The following is a 14,951-nucleotide window of genomic DNA, read 5'->3' as shown; positions in this document are numbered from 1 at the left end:
CCGCATCGCCTGGCCGTGGCCCCGGCCTCACTCGGCAGCGCTGAGCTCCGCCCGGTAGCGGGCGAGATGGGCCCTGAGCGCAGCCGGCTTCACCGGCTTGTTCAGCAGCGCGATGCCCCGCTCCTGCGCCTCGCCGCGCACCTGCCGGCTGCGGTCGGCCGTGATCAGGATGGCGGGGATGTCGGCCCCGAACTTCCAGCGCAGGCGGACGACGCAGTCGATGCCGTTGCCCTGGTCCAGATGGTAGTCCACCAGCAGCACTTCCGGTGCCTGGCCAAGCTCGGCGATCCGGTCGGCTGCCTCCAGATCGCTGGCCGCGGTGATCGCACGGCAGTTCCAGCTCTCCAGCAGGCGCCGCATGCCGTCGAGGATGTTGGGTTCGTTGTCGATCGCCAGCACCAGCATGCCGTCCAGCTGGCCCGGCACGGGCGCGGGCTCGACCGGCACCGGCGTGAAGGGCACGGCGGCCGCGGTCGGAAGTTCGACGGCAAAGCAGGACCCCTTGCCGAGGCGCGAGCGCAGCGTCACCGGATGGTCCAGCACGCGGCTGATGCGCTCCACGATCGACAGTCCGAGCCCGAGCCCCTTGGCGGCCCGCATGCCCTCGTCCAGCCGGTGGAACTCCTGGAAGATCACCTTCTGCTTCGAGGCCGGCACCCCCATCCCGGTGTCGTGAACCTCCACCACCACCCGGCCACCATGCCGGCGACAGCCGACCAGCACCTTGCCGCTGGCGGTGTATTTCAGGGCGTTCGAGATCAGGTTCTGCAGCAGGCGGCGGGTCAGCCGGCGGTCGGACCGGACCGACAGGGCCGAGGGCACGAAGCGCAGCGACAGGCCCTTTTCCTGTGCCACCGGATCGAACTCCACCTGCAGCGTCTGGAACAGCTCGTCGAGGCGGAAGATGGTGTACTCCGGCTTCAGCGCCCCCGTGTCCAGCCGGGAGATGTCCAGGACCGCGCCGATGATGTCCTCGACCGACTCCAGCGAGGCCTCGACGTTGCGGCCGAGGTCGCCGACCTCGCCTTCCCGATACCGGTTGACCAGCACGGAGGCATAGAGCCGCGCCGCATTCAGCGGTTGCAGGATGTCGTGACCGGCCGCGGCAATGAAGCGCGTCTTGCCGATGTTCGCCTCCTCGGCCGCGTGGGTTGCCTGCACCAGCTGGTGGTTCACCCGGGTCAGCTCCTCGGTGCGCTCCCGCACCCGGCGCTCCAGCGTCTCGTTGGCGCGGGCCAGCGCGTCCTCGGCCATGACCCGTTCCGTGATGTCGGTGAAGGTGGTCACGACGCCCCCGTCGGGCATCGGGCTGATGCGGACCTCCAGCACCGTGCCCGATTCCACGAGCCGTTCCTGGAAGGTTTCCTGCCGGATCACCAGCCGGTCCAGCCGGTCGTGGACAATGGCATCCACCGAGCCCCCGGACAGCTCGCCCCGCTCCGCGTTGAAGCGGATGATCGTGTCGAGCTGCGTTCCGACCTGGCCATACTCCGCCGGAAGGCCGAGCAGATCCCGGAACTGCCGGTTCCAGCAGATCAGGCGCAGGTTGACGTCGAACACGGCGATGCCCTGGCGCACCTGGTCCAGCGCGGTCTGCAGCAGGTCGCGGTTGTACTGGATCGCCTCCGAGGCATCGTCCAGCAGTTTCATGGCCCCCTTGATGTCGGAATCGCGCCGTTTGAGCATCAGCGACAGCACCAGCCGCGACGATGCGGCACCGATGGCGGAGGCCAGCAGCTGCTCGGAGTAGCGCAGCATCGCCGCATCCGCCGTGGCCGACGGGGCCAGGGTCAGGCCGCGCTCGCGGGCGTAGCGGGCAAAGGAGCGCTCCGTCCGCTCGGCCCCGAGATAGCGCGAGACGGTCGACTTCAGGTCGCTGACGGTGACGCTGGTCCGCCACAGCCTGAGCGAGGGCGTCGGCATGATGTCCGGCGGCACGAAGATGTTGGCCTGCAGCCGTTCGGCCGGCTCGGGGGCGCGGCTCAGCGAGAAGCCGATGTAGCACAGGACGTTGATCGCAAGGCTCGCGGCCACGCCATGCAGGAACGGATCGGCCTCGATCCCCATCAGGGCCTGCGGCCGCAGCAGCAGGATGCCGAAGGGGCCGGTGTCGAGAAAGCCTTCCGGAAACAGGCCCGACCGGGCCAGCGTGGGCAGCAGCAGCGTGTAGAGCCACACGGCAAAGCCGCTGGCCATGCCGGCAATCGCGCCCCGCGCCGTGGCGCGCCGCCAGACCAGCGCCCCGATGAAGGCGGGCGCGAACTGGGCGATGGCGGCAAAGGACAGCAGGCCGATCGACGACAGGGCGGCGGTGTCGTCGGCGGCGCGGTAATAGGCGTAGGAAAGGAGCAGGATCACGAAGATCGCCGCGCGCCGGGTGCGCAGCAGCAGCCGGCTCATGTCCCGTGCCGGGGCGCCCGCAGCCTCTTCGACCGCGCGCCGGCGCAGGATCAGCGGCACGACGATGTCGTTGGAGATCATGATCGCCAGCGCGACGGTCGCCACGATCACCATGGCTGTTGCGGCCGACAGCCCGCCAATGAAGGCAAACAGCGCCAGCAGGCCCTCTCCGGCGGAGATGGGCAGAGCCAGCACGAAGGTGTCCGCATTCACCTCTCCCGGCAGCAGCAGCAGGCCAGCCGCGGCGATCGGCACGACGAACAGGTTGATCAGCACCAGGTAAAGCGGGAAAAGCCAGGTGGCCCGGCGCAGCTCGGCCTCGGAATTGTTCTCCGTCACGATGACGTGGAACTGCCGCGGCAGCATGACCACCGCGATGGCCGACAGGGTGATCATGGCAATCCAGTTGCCCGAGTTGATCGGCTGCGCGAAGACCTGCGCCGTCTCGGGATGCGTGGCGATGGCCGCCACCAGGTCGAGCGGCCCCTCATACAGGGCGTAGGTGACCCAGATGCCGACCGCCAGGAAGGCCACGAGCTTGACGATCGCCTCCAGGGCAATGGCGAGCATCAGCCCTTCCTGATGCTCGGTGGCATCGATGTGGCGGGTGCCGAACAGCCAGGCAAAGCCGGCAAGGCCAACGGCGATCAGCAGCGTGACATCGCCGAAGGGCGTGACCAGCGACGGACCGTCCGAGGGGCCGAGCGGGCCGATCATGGTGGCAACCGACAGCGAGATCGCCTTCAGCTGCAGGGCGATGTAGGGAATGATGCCGATCACGGCGATGACGGCAGCCACCGCTGCCACCGTCTGGTGCTTGCCGTAGCGCGCGGCCAGGAAGTCGGCGATCGAGGTGATCTTCTCGCCCTTCGCCAGCCGGATGATGCGCCGGAGCACCGTGAAGCCGAAGGCGAAGACCAGGATCGGGCCGATGTAGATCGTCAGGAACTCGAAGCCGTTGCGCGTCGCCCCGCCGACGGAGCCGTAGAAGGTCCAGGACGTGCAGTAGACCGACAGGGACAGCGCATAGATCAGCGGCCGGGCCTGGCCGTTGCGCCACTGGCGCGCCTTGCGGTCGCCGTAGCTGGCGATTGCAAACAGCAGCAGGATGTATCCCAGCGCCGTCAGTGTGACGATCCAGCCATCCAGCATGGTCTACCCGGTCCATTCTCGGGCCGGCCCGCTGGGGCCGGCTGCGGGTCATGCCGCCTCGGTTGTCATCTTGCGGCCGGTGCCAACGCTGCACCGCCTCCCGACGCGATCGGACCACACCCGGTTTCGTCTGTCTATTGGCCTTGCGACGGGGGCACCCTTCAAGTCGGCGTTTGGAATGTGTTAAGCATGTGATACAGCAACGTAAGGCCCGTAAATTTACCAAGGGGCCGGGGCGAAACGGGAGCATTCAATGCTGAAGGAATTCAAGGAATTTGCCATCAAGGGCAACATGCTCGACATGGCCATCGGTATCGTGATCGGCGCGGCTTTCAGCGCCATCGTGTCTTCCATGGTCGACGACATCATCATGCCGCCGATCGGCCTGATCCTGGGCAATGTCGATTTCTCGGAACTGTTCATCGTCCTCAAGCAGGGCATGCCGGAAGGCCCCTATGCCACGGTCGCGGCCGCGAAGAACGCCGGTGCCGTGACCTGGAACCTGGGTCTCTTCATCAATGCCGTGGTGAAGTTCACCATCGTGGCCTTTGCGCTCTTCATCGTCGTGAAGGGCGTCAACCGCCTGCGCCGCAGCGAGGAAGCCAAGCCGGCAGCGCCGGTCGAGCCTGCGCCGACCCGCGAGCAGCTGCTGCTCACCGAAATCCGCGACCTGCTGAAGCGGTGAACCACGCGGCAGCGATCCATCGCTTTGCGTGATGGATGGTTCACGCCTTTTCAAGTGTCATCTGCAGACCGTCTTTGTATGGTCGTCACGGGTCAGCCACGGCTGGCCCGCTTTGCTTTGTCCTTGAGATCCAGAGGTTTTCCGTGTCCAGCCAGCTCCTGTCCGCGATTCGCCAGCCTGCGCGCGAAGCCCCGGAAAGCGGTATCGTCGAGGTCGTCAATGTCGCAAGGGGACGATCGGACCTGATCCCGCTCTGGGTGGGCGAGGGCGATCTTCCGACACCGACGTTCATCTGCGCGGCGGCCGAGGCGGCCTTGCGCGCCGGCGAGACCTTCTACACCTATCAGCGCGGCCTGCCGGAGCTGCGCCAGGCGCTGGCCGCCTACCACGGCCGTGTCTACGAGCGGGACTTCGATCCCGAGCGCTTCTTCGTCACCGGCTCCGGAATGCATGCGATCCAGATCGCCGTCGCGCTCGTGGCGGGGGCCGGCGATGAAGTCCTCGTGCCGATGCCCTCCTGGCCCAACATCGCAGCCGCGGTCGGCATCAATGGCGGCCGGCCCGTGTCCGTTCCGCTGCGCTTCGGCGCATCCGGCTGGACGCTGGATGTCGAGCAGCTGGCCGCAGCCATCACGCCGCGCACGCGCGCCATCTTTCTCAATTCGCCGAGCAATCCCACCGGCTGGGTCGCCGACCATGCCACGCTCGCCAGCATTCTGGCCCTTGCGCGCAAGCATGATCTCTGGATCATCTCCGACGAGGTCTATGCCCGGTTCTACTATGGCGAGGCGGGGCGGGCCCCTTCCTTCCATGACCTGGCGAGCGATCAGGACCGGATCATCTACGTGAATACGTTCTCGAAGAACTGGGCGATGACGGGCTGGCGCATCGGCTGGCTGTCGGCTCCTGCGAAGCTTGGCCAGGTCATCGAGAACCTGATCCAGTATTCCAACTCCGGCGTGGCGACATTTGCCCAGCGGGCGGCGCTTGCGGCGCTGTCGGCGGAGGGCGACGCCTTCCTGGCCGAGCAGATCGCGCGGGCGGATGCCGGACGGCAGCTGGTCCGCGACGCGGTGGCGGCCCTGCCGGGCAGCCGGTTCGCCGAGCCTGAGGGGGCGTTCTACCTGTTCTTCGGGCTGGATGGCCATCCCGACAGCCGCCGTCTTGCCATGGATCTGGTCCGCGACACCGGGCTCGGCCTCGCGCCCGGATCCGCCTTCGGGCCAGCCGGGGAGGGGTTCCTGCGCCTGTGCTATGCCCGCCGCGAGGCCCATCTGCGGGAGGGGACCCGACGCCTCGCTGAATGGCTTTCGCATTGACGAACCCGTGATCGGTAAGCTACGCAATTTCGCGTATGAGTCTGTAAACTCCTCTCCCGGACCAGACTTCGGTGCAACGACGGGTGGCAGGGTGCCATGGCAGAAGGGATCGTTCCCACGGTGGAGCCGGCAACGCACGAGCCAGTCTGGAGCGTGTCCGGTGCGCGTCTCGAGGGCGTTCTGGACACGGCCGTCGACGGCATCATGGTCATCGATGACCGGATGTGCGTGCTGGCCTACAACAAGGCCTGCGAACGCCTGTTCGGTTACAGCGCCCCGGAGATCCTCGGGCAGAACGTCGCGCTGGTCATGCCGTCGCGCTATGCGCACGCCCATGACGGCTACGTGCAGCATTATCTCGACACTGGCGAGAAGCGCATCATCGGCATCGGCCGCGAGGTGCATGCCCGCCACAAGGACGGCACCGAATTTCCGGTCGAGCTGTCGGTCGGCGAGGCCGTGACGCCGGACGGGCGGCAGTTCATCGGCATCCTGCGCGATCTGCGCCCCCGCAAGCAGATGGAGCGCAGCCTCGCCCAGGCGCAGGCCCAGCTGGTTCACATGACCCGCATCAGCGCCATCGACGAGATGGGCGCGGCCATCGCGCATGAGCTGAACCAGCCGCTGACGGCCGTGCTGCTCTATCTGCAGGCGGTTGTCCGCAAGGCCCGTGACACCACCCTCGTCGATGCGCAGATGCTGACGGTGATCGAGAAGGCGATGCGCGAGGCCGAAAGGGCCGGCGACATCATCCAGCGCATGCGCCAGCTCGTCGAGAAGCGCGAGCCGGAGCGCACCGATACGGAAATCGCCTCCTTCGCGCGTTCCTGCGTCGAGCTGGTGGAACTCGGCAGCACCGACAGCGGCGTGAGTTTCTCGACCGACGTTCCGGCCGGCCTGCCGGTTGTTCCGATGGATCAGGTCCAGATCCGCCAGGTCCTGATCAACCTGCTGCGCAATGCCCGCGAGGCGGTGGCCGGTTCTGCCGTCAAGCGTGTGCGGCTGCAGATCGCGCAGGAGGACGGGTTCATCGAGTTCCGCGTCCAGGACAGTGGACCGGGCGTGCCGAAGGAAGTCATGCCGGAGCTGTTCCGCGCCTTCTCCAGCCACAAGCGCAAGGGACTGGGGCTCGGGCTGGCGATCTCGCGCACGATTGCGCAAAATCATGGCGGTGACCTGGTTTTGCGACAGGCTGCCGGGGAAGGGGCCACCTTTGTCCTTCGCCTCCCCGTCGAATGTGGCATTGATACAGACGACTGATCGGACGAAAACGAACCAACCGCAGTTCTCGATTCGTGAATGAAAGGATCTCTGGGCGATGAGCACCGTGAGCACCGATGCCAGCCAGACCATTTATATCGTTGATGACGATCCGGCGGTTCGTGATGCCTTGTCTGTGGTCTTCGAGATGGAAGGCTTCACGGTCGTCAGTTTTGCGGATGGCGACAGTTTCGTCGAGGCGGCACAGACCCGCATCCCGGCCTGCGTGATCCTCGACGTGCACATGCCGGGGCGGTCCGGCATCGATGTCCTGAAGGCTCTGAGCGCCGACAATTACGCCGCGCCGATCTTCATCATTTCCGGCCAGGGGGACATCCCGATGGCGGTCGATGCGATCCGCAACGGGGCCTTCGACTTCATCGAGAAGCCGTTCAACGCCGACACCGTGGTGGAGCGGGTGCGCGAGGGGATCGCGGCCATGTCCAACCGCGCCGGCAGCGTCGACGACCATCCCGACTTCCAGGGGGCCGATCTCCTGACGCGACGCGAGCGCGAGGTGCTGGGCAAGATCACCGCCGGGGCCTCGAACAAGGAGGCCGGGCGCGATCTCGGCATCAGCCCGCGCACGGTCGAGGTGCACCGGGCCCGCATCATGGAAAAGCTTGGTGCGAAGAACGCCGCCGACCTTGTCCGCATCGTTCTCGGGCATTGAGCGACGCGATGCCGCTTTTTTCTGCCAAGTCCCGGCGATCATTGACCAAATCGAAAGGCTCCTGCTGCTTTCGTAGTAGTGCGTAGATCTATTCCTGACAGGAAGCCCTATAACGGGCTGACCTGACCGACAGGTAGGATGGAGCCTGGCCCACGTGACTGTTCATATCATCGAGGATGATTATGGCGTTGCCGATGCGTTGGCCACTTTGCTGGCCGGCGTCGGGCATGAGTCCGTGTGCTACCCGGACGCCGAATCTTTCTTCGAGGCCCCGCCGCCTGCCCCCGATGACGTGGTGATTGTCGACCTCGGGCTTCCTGGCCTCAGCGGCTTGCAGGTCGTGCGCTGGATCGACCAGCTGAAACAGCCGCCGCGGGTCATCGTCATTTCCGGCCAGTCGAGTGTCTACATCCGCGATGTCATCGCGGAGCTGAAGCCGGTCGTGTTCCTGCGCAAGCCCTTGTCCGAAGCTGCCCTGGTCCCGCATCTGTAACGCGGTGATGACGCCCTGATGACGTGACGATGTCCTGTCGATGAACTGTGCATGACGCCGTTTCGTCAACTTGCGACGTCTTTCGACAGCCTCGGGTTTTACTGAAAAGACGTGTTCCCTTAGGGCGTTATGTAGAACACCTTACGCACTCGCCCGGATTTTCCCTTGCCCGGTCACCGTCTAGGGTTGTGCTGTCAGCAAAGGGGGCTGGCCGCGACACCGGACGGGGTGGGGCGGCTGCCGATGCAGGGATCAGGTGGACGGACCTGCTGCATCAGTCCTCATGGCCGCTGGCAGCCATAGGAGGGAATAATGGCTTACCTTGAACGCAATCCCGACACCACATCCGGCTATCGCACGCAGGCCATGGGCGCCTCCGCGCGTCCGGGTGCTGCGCCGGCTGCTTCCTTCGATGCCTTCGGCGCGAAGTCGGCCCAGTACAAGCCGCATGAAGTGGTCTTCTACGAAGGCGACCCGGCGGATCGCATCTTCGAGGTAGCCCGCGGAACGATCATGCTGTTCAAGCTGCTGCCGGACGGCCGCCGCCAGGTGGTCGAGGTCCTGCGCACCGGCGACATCTTCGGCATCCCCAACGGTGACGAGCAGGATTGCACGGCCGAAACCCTGACGGATGCGCGCGTCAACATGCTCGATCTCAGCCAGGTCGAGGGCTCGCCGGCGATCCAGCGTCAGCTCACCCGCTGCCTCGTGGCCCAGATGCAGTCCCTGCATGAACATGCCGTCCTGCTCGGCCGCAAGTCCGCGACCGAACGGGTCGCGAGCTTCCTGATGCATCTGGTTCCCGATCGCGGCACCAACGCCTGCGCCGGCCCGGTCGACGAGAGCAATGACACGCGCCAGGTCAAGCTGCACATGACACGGCAGGAAATCGCCGACTATCTCGGCCTCACGATCGAGACCGTCAGCCGGGTGATCTCCGATCTCAAGCGTCGCGGGGTGATCTCCGTCGAACGCAATGACGAGATCCGCCTGAACAAGGTCTGCGCTGTCTGCCAGCTCACCGGACGCCACTAGGCCGCACCGCGGCTCGCGGATCCAGAGGGCTTGTAAGGCAGCTCATCCGTGAAGCCGTGGTCACGGCGGCGCGCGGTCCGGAGAAGACCGCACAGCGGGACGTGGCCCCATCGGTTCCTCTCGCCCTGAAGAAACGGGGGCCCTGACACGGGGCCCTGACACTGGGCCCTGAAACGGGAGCCCTGATACGGGGCCCTCGAAACGGGGGGCCGACATGCCTGGCCCCGACATTCCTGGCCCCGACATCACGTCACCCGCCATGCCGGACCTTGCCCTGCAGGGTCCATCCGGGATTGGTCATGGGGTTCGAGCGGGCCGCAGCCACGCCTTCGCGCCGGCGGCGCTGATGCAGGTCGTCGCCAGCCGGGTCCGCCGGTGCCACGTGGCCCGCCAGTCCGTCCCGACAGTCCGTCCCGACAGTCCGTCCCGCCAGCCCGTCCCGCCAGGCCGTCCCAGATGCACAGCCCGTTGCGGGTCATCTTGTCCGGCAAGCCCGATGGGGCTGCCGGTCTCGTCGGGCCATTGCCAGCCCCGCAACAGATACCGCGCATCAGGCACCCCGGACCAGAGACCCCGGACCAGACAGCGCCCGATCAGGCGGCGCCCCGGTCAGACAGCCCGCTATCAGACAGCCCCAAGTTAGACAGGCCCAAGTTAGGCAGCCCCAAGTTAGACAGCCCCAAGTTAGACAGCCATGGAATGGCGCGGGGCGATGGCGCTGGCGGCGGCCTGGCCGAGATAGGCATCGAAGGCTGCAGCGGCGACACGGACATAGGGTCTTGCGTCTTCCGGCACGCTCACCACGCTCCCCGCCCGGGCGACGACGCCGTCGGCCATGAGCGGTGCGAGCTTGTCGAGGCTGGCCGACAGGCAGGCAAGCGTCAGTCCGTGTCGGCGCATCACCGCGTCGAGATCAACCCGGTAGTCGGTCATCAGCTGTTCGATGATGTCGGCCCGGGCGTTGTCTTCCGCGCTCATCGCAAAGCCGCGGACGATCGGCAGCCCGCCGGACTGGATCGCCCGCTCCCAGGCCCCGGTGTCGGCCGCATTCTGCACATGGCCCTGCGGCAGCCGCCCGATCGACGACACGCCGAACCCGACAAGCGCCTCGCCCGTATCCGTTGTGTAGCCCTGGAAATTGCGCTTGAGGCTGCCATCGGCCAGGGCAATGGCCATGCTGTCCTCGGGCAGGGCGAAATGGTCGAGCCCGATGGCGACGTATCCGGCGGCGATCAGGGCCTCGCGCGCGAGGCCGGCCATGGCGAGCCGTTCCGCCGGGGCGGGCAGGGCGGCCTCGTCGATCAGCCGCTGGTGCTTCTTCATCCAGGGAACATGGGCATAGCCGAACAGCGCGATCCGCGCCGGACGCAGCTCGACGGTCCGCGCCACGGTCTCCAGGATCGTGTCGCGGCTCTGGTGCGGCAGGCCATACATCAGGTCGAAGTTGATCGACGTCAGGCCCGCATCGCGCAGATGCCGCGTTGCCGCCGTCACCACCTCCAGCGACTGGACCCGGCCGATCGCCTTCTGGACAGTGTCGTCCATGTCCTGCACGCCGAGGCTCACCCGGGTGATGCCGATGGCGGCCAGTGTCCGTGCCAGACCGGCTCCGACATGGCGCGGATCCAGCTCCATCGCATGTTCGATGCCGGGCATCAGCTCGAACACCCGTCCGAGCCGGCTGGCGAGATCCTCAAGCCTTGCGGCAGGCAGCAGGCTTGGCGTGCCGCCGCCCCAGTGGATGTGGCTGACCGGATGCCGTGTGCCCAGATGCTCGCCGACCAGCTCGATTTCCCGCGCCAGGGTCTCGGCATAGCGCTCGAGCGGAGCGTCGCGGCGGCTGGCCTTGGTGTGACAGCCGCAGTAGTGGCAGATGTCCCGGCAGAAGGGGACATGCAGGTAGAGTGACAGCCGCGTCGCCGCAGGCAGCTCCTCCAGCCATCGCGCGTAAAGCGGTCCGTCCACGCCCTCGTTGAAATGGGGGGCGGTGGGATAGCTGGTGTAGCGGGGCACGTTGCGCGTGCCGTAAGGGGCAAGTCTGTCGCTCATGCGTCTGTCTTGCCACGGCACGCCCGTGCAGACCTTGATCTGCCTCAACCGGGATCTGCCTCAACGGGATATGCCTCAGCCGCGACGGCCCGGCATTCTTGCGTGCCAGATGGTCCGGACCGGTCTATGCTGTCCGTCCTGCCTGTTCACGTCCAGTCTCCCCGGGACCCATGACATCTCAGCCGTCGCCCGCAGCCCGTCTGCGCCACCTTTTCTATACCCTCGGTGTTGGAACCCTCGGCAGCTTCGGCTTCGCCGCGCTCGGGCTGCCGGCTGCCTGGCTGTCCGGCGCGATGATCGCGGTTGCGGCCGGCGTCCTGCTCGGCATGCCTTCGCATTTCCCGTTGCGGCTGCGCGACGGCATCTTCGTGCTGATGGGCGTGACCATGGGCAGCGGCGTCACGCCGGAAGTGGTCGAGCGCGTTGCCGACTGGCCCCTGTCCATGCTTGGTCTTGCCATCGTCGTGGTCGCGGTGATGGCTGGGACCTTCCTTTTCCTGCAGCGTGTTGCTGGCTGGGAGCGGGAAACGGCCTATTTTGCCGCCATCCCCGGCGCCCTGTCCTTCGTCATTGCCATGGCCACCGACCGCAAGACCGATGTGGCGAGGGTTGCGGCCTCCCAGACGATCCGCCTGTTCTTTCTGGTCGCTGTCCTGCCGGGGATCATTGTCGGGGCGACGCCGCAGGACCAGATGCCCGTGCTGGTGCCGCCGGCCATGGCCCCCTGGCCGCAATTCGCGCTCGCCATGGCCCTCTGTCTGGCCGGCAGCCTCCTGGCCCAGCGGGTCGGGTTTCCCGGTGGCTGGCTGACGGGCGCCTTCTTCGTCAGCGCTGGTCTCAACGGCAGCGGCCTGCTCAACACGCATGTGCCCGACCCGCTGATGATCCCCTGCTTCATCGCGCTGGGGGCCATGATCGGCACCCGCTTCGCCGACACCCGTCCGCGCGAGCTCCTGCGCCTGCTGGCGGCCTCGGTCGGGGCCTTCGCCGTCGGCTTTGTCCTCTCGGCGCTCGGGGCGGTTCTCGTCTCGCAGCTGCTCGGTCTGCCGCTCGGCCAGGTGCTGCTGGCCTATGCGCCCGGGGGGCTCGAGGTGATGATGCTGATCGCTTTCCTTCTCGACATGGACCCCGCCTATGTGGCGGCGCACCAGCTGGCCCGCTACATCGCCCTTGTCCTGATTCTGCCGCTGGTGACACTTCTGGTCCTGGGCCGTGCCCGCAGCGATGCCGATCCGGCCCCCGGCGACCGCAACGCACAATCCTGACCGGAACCGGGGCTCCCGGAGGCCATGCGGTGCACGGGTGCGGCAAAAACGCCGCGCCTGCAGCATCTTGGCTCCCCTTGCAAGTGTGCCGCACTGCGGCATGTGGCCCCGGTTGATTTGAATCAACGCAAACAGACAGCCCCCATGCGCATGGTCTCGCTTGGATCGTTGGCACTCGGCCGGCGACGGAAAGACTTGGGGCGCAAGAATGGCACATCCAAAAGCCAAACTGATTACGCTCGAGGAAGGGGGCTTTGCGCTCTTCCTCGTGCTGCTCGCCTTCGCCTGCATCATCATCGCAGGGAAGACATATGACCAGGTGATGGCATTCCACACCGCCTTCGGCGCGCTCTGCGCGGCCGGTGGTGCGTTCATCATCTTCAAGAACTATTTCAACGACGGTGGCGAGCCGATCCCGCAGGAGATCGACGGCCGGCCCAATTACAACATGGGGCCGATCAAGTTTGGTACGGTTGCAGCCATGTTCTGGGGCATCGCCGGGTTCACGGTGGGCCTCATCATCGCCCTGCAGCTGGCCTGGCCTGCGCTGAACTTCGACCTGCCCTGGACGAATTTCGGCCGTCTGCGCCCCTTGCACACCTCCGCGGTGATCTTCGCCTTCGGCGGCAACGTGCTGCTTGCCACGTCCATGTATGTGGTCCAGCGCACCTGCCGCGCCCGCATGCCGGGCGAGATCCTGCCCTGGTTCGTGATCCTCGGCTACAACGCCTTCATCGTCATCGCCGGCACGGGCTATCTGCTGGGCGCGACGCAGGGCAAGGAATACGCCGAGCCGGAATGGTACGCCGACCTGTGGCTGACCATCGTCTGGGTCGCCTACCTGATGCTGTTCCTCGGCACGCTGTGGAAGCGCAAGGAACCGCACATCTATGTGGCCAACTGGTTCTATCTCGCCTTCATCGTCACGATCGCGCTGCTGCATCTCGTCAACAACGCCACCATTCCGGTGTCGGTGTTCGGGACCAAGTCCTACATCGTCTGGTCGGGCGTCCAGGATGCCATGGTGCAGTGGTGGTATGGCCACAACGCGGTGGGCTTCTTCCTGACCGCCGGCTTCCTCGCCATCATGTATTACTTCGTCCCCAAGCGCGCCGAGCGGCCGGTCTACTCCTACCGCCTGTCGATCGTGCACTTCTGGGCCCTGATCTTCATCTACATCTGGGCGGGTCCGCACCATCTCCACTACACGGCGCTGCCGCAGTGGGCGTCGACGCTGGGCGCGACCTTCTCGATCATCCTGTGGATGCCCTCCTGGGGCGGCATGATCAACGGCCTGATGACCCTCTCGGGGGCCTGGGACAAGCTGCGCACCGATCCGGTCCTGCGCATGATGGTGGTGTCGCTTGCCTTCTACGGCATGTCCACCTTTGAAGGTCCGCTGATGTCGCTGCGTGCGGTCAACTCGCTGTCGCACTACACGGACTGGACCATCGGTCACGTGCACTCCGGTGCTCTCGGCTGGGTGGGCTACATCTCCTTCGGCGCGCTCTACTGCCTGGTTCCGTGGCTCTGGAACAAGAAGGGCCTGTATTCGCTCAAGCTGGTGAACTGGCACTTCTGGCTCTCCACCATCGGCATCGTTCTCTACATCTGCGCCATGTGGGTGTCCGGCATCATGCAGGGTCTGATGTGGCGTGCCTACGACAAGATGGGCTTCCTGGAATACTCGTTCGTCGACACCGTCGATGCGATGTTCCCCTTCTATGTCATCCGCGCCATGGGCGGAGCCCTCTTCGTGATCGGCGCTGTCATCATGGCCTACAACCTCTGGATGACCGTGCGTCATGGCGAAGCGGCAGTGGCCGAACGCCGGGCGGGCGGCGCCCTGGCCCCGGCCGAATAAGGGGGAGGCGAAACATGTCTGCCTGGAACAAACACGAAGTCTTTGAAAAGAACTCGATGCTCCTGCTCGTCGGCATCCTCGTGATGGTTGCCATCGGGGGGCTCGTCGAGATCGTCCCGCTCTTCTACCTGAAGAGCACCATCGAGAAGGTGACGGGCATGCGGCCCTACACCCCGCTCGAGCTGGCCGGCCGCAACATCTACATCCGCGAGGGCTGCTATCTCTGCCATTCGCAGATGGTGCGTCCGATGCGCGATGAACTGGAGCGCTACGGTCCCTACTCGCTGGCGGCGGAGTCCATGTATGACCATCCGTTCCAGTGGGGCTCGAAGCGCACCGGTCCCGACCTTGCCCGCGTCGGCGGCAAGTATTCGGATGACTGGCATCGCGAGCATCTGATCGACCCGCGCGCCGTGGTGCCGGAATCGATCATGCCCGGCTATCCCTTCCTCATGGAGGCCCGGCTCGATGCCCGCAGCATCACCGATCACCTGAAGACCAACGCGATCATCGGCGTGCCCTACACGGACGCCCAGATCGAGAACGCGGTCGCCGACCTGACGTCCCAGGCCAATCCGGACGCCGACGGCGTGGACGCCTTCCTCGAGCGTTATCCGAACGCCCAGGTGCGCGATTTCGACGGCAATCCCCGGGAAGTCTCGGAGATGGATGCGCTGATCGCCTACCTGCAGATGCTCGGCACGCTGGTGGACTTCAAGATGTACGACAACAAGGCAAACCTGCGCTGAGGGAGCG

The 14,951-nt window shown here is 66.0% G+C and carries 11 protein-coding genes; 9 read left to right on the top strand and 2 right to left on the bottom strand.

Annotated elements, in window-relative coordinates:
* Positions 1-27: 27 nt before the first annotated feature.
* On the bottom strand, positions 28-3,552 hold the full coding sequence (locus GWI72_RS10940; protein ID WP_161708662.1) for a PAS domain-containing hybrid sensor histidine kinase/response regulator: 3,525 nt from the start codon (positions 3,550-3,552) through the stop codon (positions 28-30).
* 253 nt (positions 3,553-3,805) lie between these two features.
* On the opposite strand from GWI72_RS10940, the gene mscL reads away from it, so the two are divergent.
* From mscL to GWI72_RS10910, 6 genes are all read left to right on the top strand, one after another.
* The gene (gene mscL, locus GWI72_RS10935) at positions 3,806-4,237 is read left to right on the top strand and encodes a large conductance mechanosensitive channel protein MscL (protein WP_161676262.1); all 432 of its coding nucleotides are present in this window, start codon (positions 3,806-3,808) and stop codon (positions 4,235-4,237) included.
* Positions 4,238-4,380: 143 nt separating this feature from the next.
* Entirely contained in the window at positions 4,381-5,556 is a 1,176-nt protein-coding gene (locus GWI72_RS10930; RefSeq protein WP_348272664.1) for a pyridoxal phosphate-dependent aminotransferase, read from the top strand.
* Positions 5,557-5,652: 96 nt separating this feature from the next.
* On the top strand, positions 5,653-6,816 hold the full coding sequence (locus tag GWI72_RS10925; protein WP_161676260.1) for a two-component system sensor histidine kinase NtrB: 1,164 nt from the start codon (positions 5,653-5,655) through the stop codon (positions 6,814-6,816).
* 58 nt (positions 6,817-6,874) lie between these two features.
* Positions 6,875-7,489 carry a response regulator transcription factor gene (locus GWI72_RS10920; protein WP_161676259.1) on the top strand — a complete coding sequence of 205 codons (615 nt, stop codon included), beginning with the start codon at positions 6,875-6,877 and terminating at the stop codon, positions 7,487-7,489.
* Positions 7,490-7,643: 154 nt separating this feature from the next.
* Positions 7,644-7,982: a response regulator gene (locus GWI72_RS10915; protein ID WP_161676258.1), complete on the top strand. Its 339-nt coding sequence runs from the start codon at positions 7,644-7,646 to the stop codon at positions 7,980-7,982.
* 312 nt (positions 7,983-8,294) lie between these two features.
* Positions 8,295-9,017, top strand: coding sequence for a Crp/Fnr family transcriptional regulator (locus GWI72_RS10910; protein ID WP_348272663.1), 723 nt, complete (start codon positions 8,295-8,297; stop codon positions 9,015-9,017).
* A gap of 684 nt (positions 9,018-9,701) precedes the next feature.
* Here the strand turns inward: GWI72_RS10910 and hemN are convergent.
* On the bottom strand, positions 9,702-11,066 hold the full coding sequence (gene hemN, locus GWI72_RS10905; protein WP_161708660.1) for an oxygen-independent coproporphyrinogen III oxidase: 1,365 nt from the start codon (positions 11,064-11,066) through the stop codon (positions 9,702-9,704).
* A gap of 170 nt (positions 11,067-11,236) precedes the next feature.
* On the opposite strand from hemN, the gene GWI72_RS10900 reads away from it, so the two are divergent.
* The 3 genes from GWI72_RS10900 (at position 11,237) to ccoO (ending at position 14,944) form a co-directional block, all read left to right on the top strand.
* Entirely contained in the window at positions 11,237-12,331 is a 1,095-nt protein-coding gene (locus GWI72_RS10900) for an AbrB family transcriptional regulator (protein ID WP_161676256.1), read from the top strand.
* A 208-nt stretch (positions 12,332-12,539) separates the two neighbouring features.
* Positions 12,540-14,195: a cytochrome-c oxidase, cbb3-type subunit I gene (gene ccoN, locus GWI72_RS10895; protein WP_161676255.1), complete on the top strand. Its 1,656-nt coding sequence runs from the start codon at positions 12,540-12,542 to the stop codon at positions 14,193-14,195.
* A gap of 14 nt (positions 14,196-14,209) precedes the next feature.
* Positions 14,210-14,944, top strand: coding sequence for a cytochrome-c oxidase, cbb3-type subunit II (ccoO, locus tag GWI72_RS10890; protein WP_161676254.1), 735 nt, complete (start codon positions 14,210-14,212; stop codon positions 14,942-14,944).
* Positions 14,945-14,951 lie beyond the last annotated feature (7 nt).

The sequence above is a fragment of the Pannonibacter sp. XCT-53 genome, from assembly GCF_009915765.1.
GTDB lineage: Bacteria > Pseudomonadota > Alphaproteobacteria > Rhizobiales > Stappiaceae > Pannonibacter > Pannonibacter tanglangensis.
Note: the sequence above shows the minus strand (reverse complement) of the source record. Positions and strands in the feature narration are given on the sequence as shown.